This is a genomic window from Pseudomonas sp. Lb2C2 (genome assembly GCF_052112205.1).
GTDB lineage: Bacteria > Pseudomonadota > Gammaproteobacteria > Pseudomonadales > Pseudomonadaceae > Aquipseudomonas > Aquipseudomonas kilonensis.
In genome coordinates this window covers 605,640-620,383 of record NZ_JAUTYW010000005.1, presented here as the reverse complement: position 1 = coordinate 620,383, position 14,744 = coordinate 605,640, and the positions used below count along the sequence as shown (strand labels likewise).

Sequence of the window (14,744 nt, the reverse complement as noted above, 5' to 3'; positions counted from 1 at the left end):
GATAGGCTGTCCACTGGCCATTAGGGTTGTCGAGAGCCATTCGCAGCCTGGCAGGTGCAACTGTTACTATCCTGGCTCTTTTTTCAGGTTCAGGATCAGATTGATGAAAGTCGCCATCCTTTCCGGCTCGGTGTATGGCACCGCCGAAGAAGTCGCCCGGCACGCCGCCAAACTGCTTCGCGAGGCAGGCTTTGAAGCTTGGCACGACCCGCGTGCGACCCTGGCGGATGTGCAGGCATTCGCACCAGAGGCCCTGCTGGCAGTGACTTCCACCACCGGCATGGGTGAGTTGCCGGACAATTTGATGCCGTTGTATTCGGTCATCCGCGACCAGTTGCCAGGGTTCTTTCGCGGTTTGCCTGGCGCGGTGATCGGCCTGGGCGACGCCAGCTATGGGGATACCTTCTGCGCCGGCGGCGAGCAGATGTGCGAGCTGTTCGCCGAATTGGGCGTGCGCGAGGTGCTGCCGATGCTGCGCCTGGATGCCAGCGAGAGTGTCACACCGGAAACCGACGCCGAGCCATGGCTCGCTGAGTTGATCGACACGTTGCGCCCTTGAAGCGGATGCGCTGACTCGTTCGGCCAGTAAGCTGGCTGCCAATGCAACTACCGCCCCTGAAAGAGCTGACTAGACTGATTTTCTTGCGTACGAAGTTTCGATCGAAACCTATAACAAGAAACCAGGAGGTCAGAGCCGTGAGCGTAGCGCCCATCCAAACGACACTCAGCATCAAGGATCAGGTCAGTGCGGCCGAATGGCAAACCCGCGTGGACCTTGCCGCCTGTTATCGGCTTGTCGCGCTGCATGGCTGGGATGACCTGATCTTCACCCATATTTCCGCAAAGGTTCCCGGTACCGAGGATTTCCTGATCAACCCGTTCGGGATGATGTTCCATGAAATCACCGCCTCGAGCCTGGTCAAGGTCGATCAGGCCGGCAACAAGTTGATGGACAGTCCCTACGAGATCAACCCGGCCGGCTACACCATCCACAGCGCGGTGCATGAGGTGCGCCATGATGTGGCCTGTGTGCTGCACACCCACACCGCCGCTGGCGTGGCGGTATCGGCCCAGAAGCAGGGGGTGCTGCCGATCAGCCAGCAATCGCTGTTCGTGCTGTCGAGCCTGGCCTATCACGCCTACGAAGGGGTGGCCTTGAATCACGAAGAAAAGGCTCGCTTGCAGGCGGACCTGGGCGAGAGCAACTTCCTGATGCTGCATAACCATGGCTTGCTGACCTGCGGCGGGACGATCGCCGATACCTTCCTGATGATGTTCACCTTTCAACGGGCCTGTGACATCCAGGTCCTGGCGCAGAGCGGCGGGGCCGAACTGATTGCCATCGAGCCGCAGATCCTGGCTGGCGCCCGGGCGATGATCGCCGGGGTGACCAAAAGCGCCCAGGGCATGGGCGGCGCGTTGGCCTGGCCGGCGTTATTGCGCAAGCTTGATCAACAAGATGCCGGGTATAGAAGTTGATGGCCCTGGCCCAGATTCCCCTGCGTATCTGGCGCCAGCGCAGCCAGATCTTCATGTTCCGTGGCCATGCCATTCGTTACTGGGTGGCGGGGCAGGGCGAGCCGCTGCTGCTGATCCACGGTTTCCCCACTGCCAGTTGGGATTGGCATTACCTGTGGCAACCGTTGGCGCAACGCTACCGGGTGATCGCGTGTGACATGCTCGGTTTCGGCGACTCCGCCAAACCGACGGATCACGTCTACAGCCTGCTGGAGCAAGCCGATTTGCAGCAGGCCTTGCTGGCGCACCTGAATGTGCGGGGCGCGCTGCATGTGTTGGCCCACGATTACGGCGACAGCGTGGCCCAGGAACTGCTGGCGCGGCATTACGAAGCGCGCATCCATCTCGCCAGTTGCGTCTTTCTCAATGGCGGCCTGTTCCCGGAAACTCACCGCCCGGTCTGGGCCCAGAAACTCTTGCTCAGCCCTCTGGGGTGGCTGTTGGGGCGGGCGTTCTCCCGGGAAAGCCTGGTCAGCAGCTTTCGGCAGATTTTCGGCCCCAGGACCACCCCCACTGAAAGCGAGTTGGATGATTTCTGGAGCCTGGTGCAAGCCCATCACGGTCCGAGGATCATGCACAAGCTCATCGCCTATATTCCCGAACGCCGTGTGCAGCGTGATCGCTGGGTGCAGGCGATGCAGCGCGGCGACGTGCCGTTGCGGGTGATCGACGGCGCGCTCGACCCGATTTCCGGTGAACACATGGTGGCGCGCTACGAGGCCCTGATCCCAAACCCTGACACGGTGTTGTTGCCCGATATCGGTCATTACCCGCACATCGAGGCACCCGTGCAGGTGCTCAAGCATTACCTGGCGTTTCGCGAAGCCATCGCCGCGCCGCACAGACAAATGGCCTGTTCATGACGATACCTTGTGGGAGCGAGCTTGCTCGCGAAGGCGTCAGCACATCCAGCATCTATCCTGACTGAAAGACCGCTATCGCTCGCTCCCACAGTAGATCGATTGTGAATACAGAGTTTGTGGGCGACAAAAATCCCCCTGTGGGAGCGAGCCTGCTCGCGATAGCGGTGCCTCTGCCAGCAGGAAAATCGAATATGCCGCTGTGGCTTGGGCCTGCATCATCCCCTCACCTTATCGGTCACCATTCACTTGCAACCGTGTTGATTGTGACCGGCAGACTTGTGCCGGACACTCGTGCCCATCGTCCTATCGCCTGCTGGAGTTCTGCCATGAGTGAGTCTGTGCGCTTCGAAGATAAAGTCGTGATCGTCACGGGAGCCGGCGGTGGCCTGGGACGCGCCCATGCGCTGCTGTTCGCCAAGCAAGGCGCGAAAGTGCTGGTCAACGACCTTGGCGGCTCGGCCCAAGGGGAAGGGGCCAACGCCTCGGCAGCAGACCGGGTGGTCGCCGAAATCCGCGAGGCGGGCGGCATCGCCGAGGCCAACCACGACTCGGTGACCGACGGCGACAAGCTGGTACAAAATGCCCTCGACGCGTTCGGTCGCGTCGATGTGGTGGTCAACAACGCCGGGATCCTGCGGGACAAGACGTTCCACAAAATGGACGACGCCGATTGGGACCTGGTCTACCGCGTCCACGTCGAGGGCGCCTACAAGGTCACCCGGGCCGCGTGGCCGCACCTGCGTGAGCAAAACTACGGGCGGGTGATCTTCACCGCTTCCACCTCGGGCATCTACGGCAACTTCGGCCAATCCAACTACGGCATGGCCAAGCTCGGCCTCTATGGTTTGACTCGGACCCTGGCCATCGAAGGCCGCAAGAACAACATCCTGGTCAATGCCATCGCCCCTACCGGTGGCACCCGCATGACCGAAGGCCTGATCCCGCCGCAGGTGTTCGAACAACTCAAGCCCGAACTCGTCAGCCCGTTGGTGGTGTACCTGGCCAGTGAGAATTGCCAGGAAACCTCCGGCTTGTTCGAAGTGGGCGGCGGCTGGATGGGCAAGGTGCGCTGGGAGCGCAGCCTGGGGGCGGGCTTTGATCCGCGCCAAGGTTTTTCGCCCGAAGACGTCGCCGCCCATTGGCAGCAGATCTGCGACTTCGAGAACGCGGTACACCCGAACGACAATCTGGAAGCCTTGAAAGAAATGATGGAGAACCTGCAACGCCACGCCATTTAAGCCTCATTACCTGGGCCGGTTGTCGCCCGCTGCGGTAACCGTGCTCATGGAAAATATTTTTGCACCAGGGCCGCCAGGTTCGCGGCGGTTTCGATATCCATCACTCCGTCATATCTGGCCGGACGGAAGTGCAGCTGGAAGGCGCGCACCAGGCGCTGAAAACCTGTGTCTGTCGTGGCGGCCGACGTGTCATAGCCATACTTCTTGAACAGCCCAATTTGTTGTTCACGAGTCGGCAATCCGTTGCCTTGGTACACCTCCCTGTACGCCTTCTGCGTGGACTCATCAGACCAGGCGCCGATGCCTTTGGCGTACAACGCCTGCCAGGGAAACATCGGGCCCGGGTCGCTTTTTCTGCCGGCGGCAATGTCCGAATGACCCAGCACATTGACGGGGCTGATATCGGGATAACGCTTGAGGATGTCCAGCGCCAGGACTTCGATCGCCTCGATCTGCCGGGATTGATACGGCGGGAAGCTGAACTGCCCTTGGTTATCGGTGGCGTGATTGACGATTTCAATGCCAATCGAAGTGTCGTTCAGATTGGTTCGACCACCCCAACTGCTCACCCCGGCGTGCCAGGCACGCTGGTTTTCGTCCACCAGGTTGAAAATCTGCTGGTCGTTGAAACCGGCGTCCAGATAACTGGGATCGGTGATGTCCGGAATCAGGTAATGGGCGCTGACGGAGGCGCCGGTCAACGCGTTGGCGGAGGATGAGAAGTTAGCCGCGGTGTAATGGAAAACCAGGAAACGAATTCGGCTGTTGTGGGCTTTTTTTGATCGATAGCTGTTGTAGTTGATTGGCATCATGGAAAGTTCACTGAGTTAAAGTCGAAGCAGAATGCTGGGCCTGACTTTCAGCCTATCAGTGGATTTTTCATGGGCTTGTAGTGAGTTTCCTGCTTTGTTGTAGGAGCAGGCATTTGGATGTCTAGGAATTAACTGTTCATAGAAGTAAGAAGGTAGAAGCGATTCTTGGATAACTAAACAACAGCCTGAAAAACTCATCCGGGGAAAATAAACCACATAAAAAAGGCCGCTGCAAAAAGCAGCGGCCTAAGCGTGACGTTGCAAAGGAGCTACAAACCAACGTCGGTAAACACGGGATGATGGACCGATACACCAATCCATCCGAAGACGGTGTGCCAGGCATGAGGGATGCCATGAGGCTTGTGCTTGCAGGCCCGCTGCCCTGAAAGCCCGGCCAGCATAGGCATCGAGCCTTGCGGGAAACAGCCCGGATCCGGACATGCACCGTTGCAGGGCGCGTAACAGTCGAAGGCCGGGCATGAGTATGCGCGGCGCTGATAGCTCATCATCCAGTCCATCCATGCACGGCGCAAAGGCCCACGCCGCATGGGCTGTAATCCTTTTTAGGTACAGCGCGAATACCTCCTTGGTGCGCTTATCGCCCATGGCGTGCGGCAGTAGGGTGAAGCCTCTGTCACTCACCGGGGAAGACGCATGACAACAATAACAATGCGCGCCATCTTCAAGCCGCAGGCGCTGGCCGTCGCGGTGGCCTTGGGTTGCTGTGCCCAGGCGCAGGCCGTTTCATTCAACATTGGCGAGATCGAGGGTCAGTTCGATTCGTCGCTGTCCGTGGGCGCGAGCTGGGGCATGCGCGACGCCGACAAGGACCTGATCGGCACGGTCAACGGCGGTACGGGCCAGTCCTCCACCGGTGACGATGGGCGGCAGAACTTCAAGAAAGGCGAGACCTTTTCCAAAATCTTCAAAGGCCTGCACGACCTCGAACTCAAGTACGGCGATACCGGCGTGTTCGTGCGCGGCAAGTACTGGTATGACTTCGAACTCAAGGACGAGAGCCGTCCGTTCAAGGACATCAGCGACAGCAATCGCAAGGAAGGCGCCAAGTCCTCGGGGGCGCAGATTCTCGATGCCTTCGTCTATCACAACTATTCCATCGCCGATTTGCCGGGCACTGTGCGCGCCGGTAAGCAGGTGGTCAGTTGGGGGGAAAGTACCTTCATCGGCAACTCCATCAACAGCATCAACCCGGTGGACGTGTCCGCGTTCCGTCGCCCCGGTGCGGAGATCAAGGAAGGCCTGATCCCGGTGAACATGCTGTTCGCCTCCCAGGGTTTGACTGACAAGCTGACCATCGAAGGGTTCTACCAACTGGAGTGGGACCAGACGGTTGTTGATAACTGCGGTACGTTCTTCGGCAATGACGTGGTGGCCGATGGCTGCACCAGTGGCTACACCGTGGGCAGCCCGGCGATTGCGCCGTTCGTGCCATTGACCCAGGCATTCGGCCAGGAGATCCAGGTCTCCAGCGAAGGAGTGATCATTCCTCGTGGCGGCGACCGCGACGCCCGCGATTCCGGCCAGTGGGGCACGGCGTTGCGTTGGCTCGGCGATGACACCGAGTACGGCCTGTACTTCATGAACTACCACAGCCGTACGCCTACCGTCGGGACCACCACGGCGGGACTCTCGACTCTGGCGGCGTTGCCGGGAATGGTCGCGATCGCCAACGGCCTGGCCCCCGGCAGCGGTGCGGGCCTGGCGCAAAGCGTGATGCTGGGACGCGGTCAGTATTACCTTGAATACCCGGAAGATATCCGCCTGTACGGCGCCAGTTTCTCCACGACGTTGCCCACCGGTACCGCGTGGACCGGGGAAGTCAGCTACCGCCCCAACGCACCTGTGCAGGTCAATACCAACGACCTGACCCTGGCCCTGGTCAACCCGATTGCCGGTGGCGCGGCGTCGCCTATTGCGACCACGCCGGGTGCGGATAACACCGGTTACCGGCGCAAGGAAGTGACCCAGGTCCAGAGCACCCTGACGCACTTCTTCGATCAGGTGCTGGGTGCCGATCGCCTGACCCTGGTGGGCGAGGCGGCGGTGGTGCATGTCGGTGGCCTGGAATCCAAGGACAAGCTGCGTTACGGCCGCGATTCGGTCTACGGCCAGTACGGCTTCAACGGCGACACCGATGGCTTCGTCACTTCTACCTCCTGGGGCTATCGTGCCCGGGCGATTCTCGACTACTCCAACGTTATCGGCGGGGTGAACTTCAAGCCCAACGTGTCCTGGTCCCATGACGTGGCTGGCTACGGACCCAACGGCTTGTTCAACGAAGGCGCCAAGGCCGTCAGCCTCGGTGTCGATGCCGATTACCGCAACACCTACACCGCCAGCCTCAGCTACACCGACTTTTTTGGCGGCGATTACAACGTTCTCGAAGACCGCGACTTTCTCGCGTTGAGCTTCGGCGTGAACTTCTGATCTGGCTGACAAGGAAAACCCAATGCGCAAGATGATCCTGCAATGCGGTGCCCTGGCCTTGAGCCTGCTGGCCGTGAACGTGATGGCGGCGGTCTCGCCGGATGAAGCGAACAAACTGGGCACCAGCCTGACGCCGTTGGGCGCGGAAAAAGCCGGCAATGCCGATGGCTCGATTCCGGCCTGGACCGGCGGCATTGCGAAAAACGCCGGGGCCGTGGACAGCAAGGGCTTTTTGGCTGACCCGTTCGCCAATGAAAAACCGCTGTTCACCATTACCGCCGCGACCGTGGACAAGTACAAGGACAAGCTGTCCGAAGGCCAGGTCGCGATGTTCAAGCGCTACCCGCAAACCTACAAGATCCCGGTCTACCCGACCCATCGAAGCGTTGGCCTGCCGCCGGAAATCTACGAGTCGGCCAAGCGTAGCGCCCTCAACGTCACGTCCATCAACGACGGTAACGGCCTGTCCAATTTCACCGGCAACCGCTACTACGCCTTTCCGATTCCGAAGAACGGCGTGGAAGTGCTGTGGAACCACGTCACCCGTTATCACGGTGGCAACCTGCGCCGGGTCATCACCCAGGTCACGCCGCAAACCAATGGCAGCTTCACGCCGATCCGCTTCGAAGAAGAAATCGCCGTGCCGTTCCTGATCAAGGACGCCGACCCGGAAAAGGCCAGCAACGTGCTGACCTATTTCAAGCAGTCGGTCACCGCTCCGGCACGACTGGCCGGTAACGTGCTGCTGGTGCATGAGACCCTCGACCAAGTGAAGGAACCGCGTCTGGCCTGGATCTACAACGCCGGCCAACGCCGTGTGCGTCGCGCCCCGCAAGTGGCCTACGACGGCCCGGGCACCGCCGCCGACGGGTTGCGCACCTCCGACAACTTCGACCTGTTTTCCGGCGCGCCGGACCGTTACGACTGGAAGCTGATCGGCAAGAAGGAAATGTACATCCCGTACAACAGCTACAAGCTCGATTCGCCAAGCCTCAAGTACGACGATGTGGTCAAGGCCGGCCACATCAACCAGGACCTGACCCGTTATGAATTGCACCGGGTCTGGGAAGTGGAAGGTACGGTCAAGCCAAGCGAGCGGCACATTTATGCCAAGCGCCACATGTACTTCGACGAGGACAGCTGGCAGGCGGCGCTGGTGGATCACTACGACGGTCGCGGCCAACTGTGGCGGGTGGCCGAAGGTCATGCCCAGTTCTACTATGACCATCAGAACCCGGGCTACACCCTCGAGGCGCTCTACGACATCATCGCCGGTCGCTACATTGCGTTGGGGATGAAGAACGAAGAGAAACACAGCTACCAATACGGTTTCGAAGCCAAGGCAGCCGACTACACGCCGGCGGCGCTGCGTTCGGAGGGGGTTCGATAAGTCTGGCTGTTGGAAAGATAACTGTGGCGAAGGGATTTATCTGTGGGAGCAAGGCTTGCCCCGATGGCCGCCCCGCGGTCTGAAAGCTTGCCCGCGTTATCGTTCATCGCGGGCAAGCCTTGCTCCCACAGAGAATCCTTTCCCCGCAAGGTTGTGCCTGACTTGATAATCGTGATCGACCGGCAGCGCTCCTGCCGGTCGTTTTTTTATGGGCGCCAATCAGCGCGCTGAATACTTCTCCAAAGCTCGGCGACACAGGACTAGGGTGGTGAGATAACAATAAACAGGATTTCCCCCCATGACCGCCATGACCCCGTGTCCAGACCGTCCAGGATTGCTGCCGCGCCTGTCCTCGACGCATCTGCCTCGGCGGTCCCTGAGTGAGCCGCTGCTGACGTCCGAAGCGCGGGTAAAACTGCTCTGCGCGCCAGCGGGCAGTGGCAAGAGTGCGTTGTTCGCCGAGTGCTTCCTGCAGGCCCCCACCGACTGTCGGCTGCATTGGTTGCCACTGGGGGGCGCGGCGTTGAGCGCGGCGCAAATGTGCGAGCACCTGGCGCAGGCCCTCGGGCTGCCCCTGCTGGACGAAGCGGGACTGCTGGCCCACCTGGCGCGTTTGCAAACCCCCACATGGTTGTTCCTGGATGATTACTGCCGGGCGCCGAATCCCGAACTGGACCAGTTGCTCGACCGTCTGTTGAACACCAGCAGTCCGGCGTTGCACCTGTGGTTGAATGGCCGCCGCCGTCCCCACTGCAACTGGCCGCGGCTGTTGCTTGATGACGAGCTGCACGAGTTTGATGCGCAGGCGTTGTTCTTCACCCCTGACGATATCCAGCCACTGCTTCGTCATCTGCCCGGCCCCCAGGCTGCCCGCACCGCCCGCGAGGTGATTCAGCGCAACGGTGGCTGGTGTGCCGGGGTGCGCATCACCTTGCTTTCGCGCTGCGAATGGGCGCGCAGTCATGCGACGCCAGGACGGCCGGGGACCTTGCTCGACTACTTGGAGTACGAACTGTTCAGCACCCTGACCCCGGATCTGGCGCAGGCCTGGCGTGTACTGGCGCATCTGCCGCGCTTCAATGCCCGGTTGTGTGAGCACCTGTTCGGCGACACCGTGGGCGCGCAATGCCTGCCGCTGTTGCTGGAGCTGGGGTGTTTCATCGAGCCGTGGGAGCAGACCTCGGACTGGTTGCAGATCTTCCCGGCCCTGGCCCGACTGGTACGCGAAGAGCCCTGGTCCCAGGGACGTTCCTGGCATCGACGGGCCTGTCAGTGGTTTGCTGCCGAGCAGGACTGGCAAATGGCGTTCGAGCAAGCCATGTTGGCCGAGGAGTTCGAGACTGCCGTGAGTTTCTTGCAGCATCTGAGCTTCGAGCACGTCTTGCAGCGCCGCAACGTGGTGCTGTTGCTGGGCTTGCACGATCAACAAGGCGAAGCGCTGACCCTCGGTACGCCGCAATCGGTGGGGTTGGTCACCGCTGCGCTGTTGTTCGCCGGACGCTTCGACGAGGCATCGACATGCATTGAGCAACTGGCCCGGTTCCTGCCGCAGCCTTCGGCCTGTCGGCAGCGGCAGGTGCTGGCCAGGTGGCTGGTCTTGCAGGGCTGGTTGTTGCACCTCTCGGGCAATGGTGAACCGGCGCGCGAGCATTTTCTCCAGGCCCAGGCCAGTCTGGACCCCGACGCCTGGGCCCAGCGGGTGCTGTGCCTGGGAGGGCTGACGCAGCAGGCGCTGCTTGCAGGCGAACTGGCCTCTGCGCAATGGATCAACCGCCAGGCACTGTGCCTGGCGCGTGCGCAAGGCTCGCTGGTATTCGAAGGATTGCTGGAACTGGACCACGCCCAAGTCCTGGAGCAACGTGGCGCGCCTCACCGAGCAGATCATCTGCTGGCCGCCGTTCAGGCGCTGCTGGATAAACCGGGCCAGGATTTTTCCCCGTTGTTGGGACGTATTGCCCTGCGGCGCGGGCGCCTGGCATTGCGCATGGGCTTCGAGGAACGGGCCGCCGAGCAGTTTCAAACGGGTCTGGAAACGGGCCTGCACAGCCTGGACAAACAGGTGCTCTACGGATTTCTCGGCAAAGCCAGCCTGGCTGCCAACCAGGGCGACTATGGCGAGGCCTTCATGCAGCTGCGCGATGCCGAGCGGATCATGCAGCAGCGGCACATCCCCGACACCGTTTACCGTGGCGTGTTGCTGCAAACCAGCTGCCAGTTCTGGTTGCAACAGGGGCGGGCGGAACTGGCCCATGAAGCCTTGACCCGCGTCTTGCGCCATTTTCGCGGGCCGCAGGCCAAGCACGCGCCTCCCGCGACCCTGGAGTTGATTGCGCGGCTTGAATACCTGCTGGTGCTGGCCGAGGTCTACCTGCAACGGGCACAGGAGCCGCAGGCGTGCCTGCAAGCCATGATCACCCGGGCACAGCAGAGTGAAATGCACAGCCTGGAAACCGAACTGCACCTGGTGTTGACGGAGGTTGTCTGGTTGTCCGGCGATCGTTCCCAGGCCCGGACACTCCTGCAAGAGGGGCTCCAGCGAGTCACTTGCTGGCGGGCCCAGCAAGCCTTGTGCGAGCTGCGCTTGCGCCAGCCCGAGCTGGTGCGCTGGGCACAATCGGCAGAGCCGGTCGAGCTGCCTGCCTGCGCCGAGGACACCTTGCTCAGTCATCGCGAACTGGAGGTCCTGGAGCTGATTGCGCAAGGTCATTCAAACCAACAGATTGCCGAAAAGCTGTTCATATCGTTGCACACGGTGAAAACCCATTCGCGGCGAATCCACAGCAAGTTGGGCGTGCAGCGGCGTACGCAGGCGGTGGCAAAAGCCAAGGTCATGGGGGTGATGGGCTAATGTCCCCATCGGCAACTTATCACCCTCATCTCAATGATTTAGTGATCAGGATTGTCCCGGATTTACTGGGCTGATCCTGGACTCGCTTCATACCCCATCCGCCAACTCACGGCCCGGGTCGCCGCCAACAGGCGTTGCGCCGCCGGGCCGTTTTCGTCGGCATGGAACAGCGAGGTCGGACCAACGATGGTCATCACGGCCTTCACCTCGCCGACGGCATTGAATACCGGAGCGGACAAGGCATCCACCCCCGGCATCAGCAAGCCATGCACATGGTGCAGGCCGCGACTGCGGATCTGCTCGCACAGGGCGGCATAGACGCGGTCGTCGGCGAGGGCGTGGCGCTCGGTGCCTTGTACTTCCTGCTCGCGCAAGCCGATGGTCTCGCGAGCCGGCAGATAAGCGCTGAATACCAGCCCGGTGGACGAGCTGAGCAGTGGCAATACCGAGCCCAGTTGCGTCACCACGGTCACGGCCCGCACGGCGGGTTCGATGCGCACCACGGTCGCACCATGGTTGCCCCACACCGCCAGGAAGCAGGTTTCGTTCAAGTCGTCGCGCAGTTCGGCCAGGGGCAGGGCGGCCACTTGCAGCACGTCCATGCCGTTGAGCGCAGCCAGGCCTACGCGCAGGGCCTCGCGGCCCAGGCCATAGTGGTTGGTGGCGGCGTTCTGCTCGGCAAACCCGCTGGCGATCAAGGCCTGCAGATACCGATGAACCTTGCTCGCCGGCATTTGCACGTGTTCGGCCAGCCGCGACAGCGACGTGGAGGGCGACAGTTCGGCCAGGGCCTTGAGGATGTCGGTGCCGACTTCGGCCGAGCGAACTTTCTGTTTACCGTTGCTGAGCGGGGTTTCCATGGAGGCGCAGGGTCCAGAGGCGAATGGGCGTCTTTATAGCTTGACGGTCGCTGTCGAGCAAATTACGTTATGCGTAATTGAATTACGATAAAAATAACCCGGTGCGCCTCAACCACTCCGTTGAGTGACGGGCCGCATTCCAGGAGGGCTCCATGAACCTCGATTCCCCAGCGTCGGACCTGGCTTACCAATCAGGCTTGGGCAACGAATTTGCCAGCGAGGCATTGCCTGGCGCACTGCCCGTCGGCCAGAACTCGCCACAGAAAGCCCCGTACGGTCTCTATGCCGAGTTGTTCTCCGGCACGGCGTTCACCATGGCTCGCAGTGAAGCGCGGCGTACCTGGATGTATCGCATCCGGCCGTCGGCCAATCATCCGGCCTTCACCAAGCTCGAACGGCAATTGGCGGGCGGCCCATTGGGCGACGTCACGCCCAATCGCCTGCGTTGGAACCCGCTGGAGATCCCCGCCGAGCCCACCGATTTCATCGACGGGCTGGTGTGCATGGCGGCCAATGCCGGTGCGGACAAACCGGCCGGCATCAGCCTTTATCAGTACCGGGCCAACCGCTCCATGGACCGAGTATTTTTCAATGCCGACGGTGAGTGGCTGATCGTGCCGCAACTGGGACGGCTGCGGATCGCCACCGAGTTGGGCGTGCTGGAACTGGCACCGCTGGAAATCGTCGTGCTGCCCCGGGGCCTGAAATTCCGCATTGAACTGCTCGACCCGCAGGCCCGGGGTTACCTCGCCGAAAACCATGGCGCGCCGCTACGCCTGCCGGACCTGGGGCCAATCGGCAGCAATGGCCTGGCGAACCCGCGGGACTTCCTGACGCCGGTCGCCCATTACGAAAACCTCGCGCAACCGACCCCGCTGGTGCAGAAATTCCTCGGTGAGTTGTGGGGTTGCGAGCTGGATCATTCGCCCCTCGACGTGGTGGCCTGGCATGGCAACAACGTGCCGTATAAATATGATCTGCGCCGCTTCAACACCATTGGCACGGTCAGCTTCGATCACCCGGACCCGTCGATTTTCACCGTGTTGACCTCGCCCACCAGCGTCCACGGCCTGGCCAACCTCGATTTCGTGATCTTCCCGCCACGCTGGATGGTGGCGGAAAAAACCTTCCGTCCACCGTGGTTCCACCGCAACCTGATGAACGAATTCATGGGCCTGATCCAGGGCGCCTACGATGCCAAGGCCGAAGGTTTCCTGCCGGGCGGCGCGTCCTTGCACAGCTGCATGAGTGCCCATGGCCCGGACGGCGAGACCTGTACCAAGGCGATCAACGCCGATCTTCAGCCGGCGAAAATCGACAACACCATGGCGTTCATGTTCGAGACCAGCCAGGTGTTGCGTCCCAGCCGTTTCGCCCTGGACTGCCCGCAACTGCAAACCGACTACGATGCATGTTGGGCCTCGCTGCCTGTCACGTTCGACCCGACCCGGAGATAACCCATGACTCAACTTTCCCCTGCCCGTAGCTGGGTCGCCTGTGCCAACGGCCATGCGGACTTCCCGTTGCAGAACCTGCCATTGGGTATCTTCAGTGTCGATGGCGGTGCCCTGCGTAGCGGCGTGGCGATTGGCGAGCGGATTTTCGATCTGCAGGCGGCGCTGCACGCGGGCTTGTTTGACGGCGCGGCACGCCAAGCTGTCGAGGCCATGGCCGACGGCCAGTTGAATGGGTTTTTCGACCTGGGCCGAGGCGCCCGGGTTGCCCTGCGTGAACGACTGCTGGAACTGCTGCGCGAGGACAGTCCCCTGAGGGGCAAGGTCGAAGCCCAGGGCGCGAAATTGCTGCTCCTTGCGACCGACTGCCAGATGCACTTGCCGGCCAGGATCAACGACTACACCGACTTCTACGTCGGTATCGAGCACGCGCAGAATGTCGGCAAGCTGTTCCGCCCCGACAATCCGTTGCTGCCCAACTACAAATACGTCCCTATCGGTTACCACGGTCGCGCCTCGACCATTCGCCCGTCCGGCACCGACGTGCGCCGTCCCAAGGGCCAGACCCTGCCAGCGGGCCAGGCCGAGCCGACCTTCGGCCCGTGTGCGCGGCTGGACTATGAGCTGGAACTGGGCATCTGGATCGGCAAGGGCAATGCCCTGGGCGAACCGATCCCCATCGGCGATGCCGCCGAGCACATCGGCGGGTTCTGCCTGCTCAACGACTGGTCGGCCCGGGATATCCAGGCGTGGGAATACCAGCCCTTGGGACCATTTCTGTCGAAGAGTTTCCTGACCAGTATTTCGCCATGGGTGGTGACGGCTGAGGCCCTGGAACCGTTCCGTCGCCCGCAACCGGCACGCCCGGAAGGCGATCCGCAACCGCTGCCGTATCTGCTGGACAAGCGTGACCAGGCCGGCGGTGCCTTCGACATCGAACTGGAAGTCCTGTTGCTGACCGAGGCCATGGGCGAGCAAAACCTGCCGGCCCAGCGCCTGACCCTGAGCAACACCCAGTACATGTACTGGACCGTGGCTCAAATGGTTGCGCACCACAGTGTCAACGGTTGCCAGTTGCAGGCCGGCGACCTGTTTGGCTCGGGCACCTTGTCGGGCCCTGAAAGCCATCAATTCGGCAGCCTGCTGGAAATCACCGAAGGCGGTAAAAAACCGATCGAACTGGCGTCTGGCGAAGTGCGCCGATTCCTCGAGGACGGTGACGAAATCATCTTGCGGGCCCGTTGCCGCCGCGAGGGTTTCGCGTCCATCGGCTTCGGCGAGTGCCGGGGCAAGATCCTGCCGGCGCGTTGAGG

Annotated in this window: 11 protein-coding genes; 9 read left to right on the top strand and 2 right to left on the bottom strand. The window is 61.6% G+C overall.

Going from position 1 to position 14,744, the window contains the following annotated elements; all coding sequences use genetic code 11:
• Positions 1–103 precede the first annotated feature (103 nt).
• The 4 genes from Q7F16_RS18230 to Q7F16_RS18215 all read left to right on the top strand — a co-directional run bounded on the left by Q7F16_RS18230 (position 104) and on the right by Q7F16_RS18215 (position 3,619).
• Positions 104–559 (top strand): flavodoxin, encoded by a 456-nt coding sequence (locus tag Q7F16_RS18230; protein WP_046063564.1) that lies wholly within the window; start codon positions 104–106, stop codon positions 557–559.
• A 137-nt stretch (positions 560–696) separates the two neighbouring features.
• Entirely contained in the window at positions 697–1,479 is a 783-nt protein-coding gene (locus tag Q7F16_RS18225) for a class II aldolase/adducin family protein (protein ID WP_367860119.1), read from the top strand.
• Positions 1,479–2,381 carry an alpha/beta fold hydrolase gene (locus Q7F16_RS18220; RefSeq protein ID WP_053189839.1) on the top strand — a complete coding sequence of 301 codons (903 nt, stop codon included), beginning with the start codon at positions 1,479–1,481 and terminating at the stop codon, positions 2,379–2,381. Before Q7F16_RS18225 ends, Q7F16_RS18220 begins: the two co-directional genes overlap by 1 nt.
• 326 nt (positions 2,382–2,707) lie before the next feature.
• Positions 2,708–3,619 (top strand): SDR family oxidoreductase, encoded by a 912-nt coding sequence (locus tag Q7F16_RS18215; RefSeq protein WP_079302608.1) that lies wholly within the window; start codon positions 2,708–2,710, stop codon positions 3,617–3,619.
• A gap of 44 nt (positions 3,620–3,663) precedes the next feature.
• On the opposite strand, the gene Q7F16_RS18210 is transcribed toward Q7F16_RS18215, so the two are convergent.
• On the bottom strand, positions 3,664–4,431 hold the full coding sequence (locus tag Q7F16_RS18210; protein ID WP_409556149.1) for an N-acetylmuramoyl-L-alanine amidase: 768 nt from the start codon (positions 4,429–4,431) through the stop codon (positions 3,664–3,666).
• 654 nt (positions 4,432–5,085) lie between these two features.
• Between Q7F16_RS18210 and Q7F16_RS18205 the strand changes: the two genes are divergently transcribed.
• From Q7F16_RS18205 to Q7F16_RS18195, 3 genes are all read left to right on the top strand, one after another.
• Positions 5,086–6,879: a DUF1302 domain-containing protein gene (locus Q7F16_RS18205; protein ID WP_046063568.1), complete on the top strand. Its 1,794-nt coding sequence runs from the start codon at positions 5,086–5,088 to the stop codon at positions 6,877–6,879.
• Between the two features lie 22 nt (positions 6,880–6,901).
• A complete protein-coding gene (locus Q7F16_RS18200) occupies positions 6,902–8,269 on the top strand; it encodes a DUF1329 domain-containing protein (protein WP_046063569.1) in 1,368 nt (455 codons plus the stop codon).
• A gap of 298 nt (positions 8,270–8,567) precedes the next feature.
• Positions 8,568–11,117, top strand: a complete 2,550-nt coding sequence (locus Q7F16_RS18195) for a helix-turn-helix transcriptional regulator (protein WP_409556148.1) — start codon at positions 8,568–8,570, stop codon at positions 11,115–11,117.
• Positions 11,118–11,179: 62 nt separating this feature from the next.
• Here the strand turns inward: Q7F16_RS18195 and Q7F16_RS18190 are convergent, their stop codons facing one another.
• Positions 11,180–11,977, bottom strand: a complete 798-nt coding sequence (locus tag Q7F16_RS18190) for an IclR family transcriptional regulator (RefSeq protein ID WP_046063571.1) — start codon at positions 11,975–11,977, stop codon at positions 11,180–11,182.
• A gap of 152 nt (positions 11,978–12,129) precedes the next feature.
• On the opposite strand from Q7F16_RS18190, the gene hmgA reads away from it, so the two are divergent.
• Both hmgA and fahA read left to right on the top strand, forming a co-directional pair.
• Positions 12,130–13,434: a homogentisate 1,2-dioxygenase gene (hmgA, locus tag Q7F16_RS18185; protein WP_409556147.1), complete on the top strand. Its 1,305-nt coding sequence runs from the start codon at positions 12,130–12,132 to the stop codon at positions 13,432–13,434.
• A gap of 3 nt (positions 13,435–13,437) precedes the next feature.
• Positions 13,438–14,742 (top strand): fumarylacetoacetase, encoded by a 1,305-nt coding sequence (fahA, locus tag Q7F16_RS18180; RefSeq protein WP_409556146.1) that lies wholly within the window; start codon positions 13,438–13,440, stop codon positions 14,740–14,742.
• Positions 14,743–14,744: the final 2 nt, after the last annotated feature.

What these genes read in the sequence shown, in the direction of transcription:
- Q7F16_RS18230 (WP_046063564.1), top strand. Translation starts at nt 104, where the DNA reads ATGAAAGTCGCCATCCTTTCCGGCTCGGTGTATGGCACCGCCGAAGAA.
- Q7F16_RS18220 (WP_053189839.1), top strand. Translation starts at nt 1,479, where the DNA reads ATGGCCCTGGCCCAGATTCCCCTGCGTATCTGGCGCCAGCGCAGCCAG.
- Q7F16_RS18215 (WP_079302608.1), top strand. Translation starts at nt 2,708, where the DNA reads ATGAGTGAGTCTGTGCGCTTCGAAGATAAAGTCGTGATCGTCACGGGA.
- Q7F16_RS18210 (WP_409556149.1), bottom strand. Translation starts at nt 4,431, where the DNA reads ATGATGCCAATCAACTACAACAGCTATCGATCAAAAAAAGCCCACAAC.
- Q7F16_RS18205 (WP_046063568.1), top strand. Translation starts at nt 5,086, where the DNA reads ATGACAACAATAACAATGCGCGCCATCTTCAAGCCGCAGGCGCTGGCC.
- Q7F16_RS18200 (WP_046063569.1), top strand. Translation starts at nt 6,902, where the DNA reads ATGCGCAAGATGATCCTGCAATGCGGTGCCCTGGCCTTGAGCCTGCTG.
- Q7F16_RS18195 (WP_409556148.1), top strand. Translation starts at nt 8,568, where the DNA reads ATGACCGCCATGACCCCGTGTCCAGACCGTCCAGGATTGCTGCCGCGC.
- Q7F16_RS18190 (WP_046063571.1), bottom strand. Translation starts at nt 11,977, where the DNA reads ATGGAAACCCCGCTCAGCAACGGTAAACAGAAAGTTCGCTCGGCCGAA.
- hmgA (WP_409556147.1), top strand. Translation starts at nt 12,130, where the DNA reads ATGAACCTCGATTCCCCAGCGTCGGACCTGGCTTACCAATCAGGCTTG.
- fahA (WP_409556146.1), top strand. Translation starts at nt 13,438, where the DNA reads ATGACTCAACTTTCCCCTGCCCGTAGCTGGGTCGCCTGTGCCAACGGC.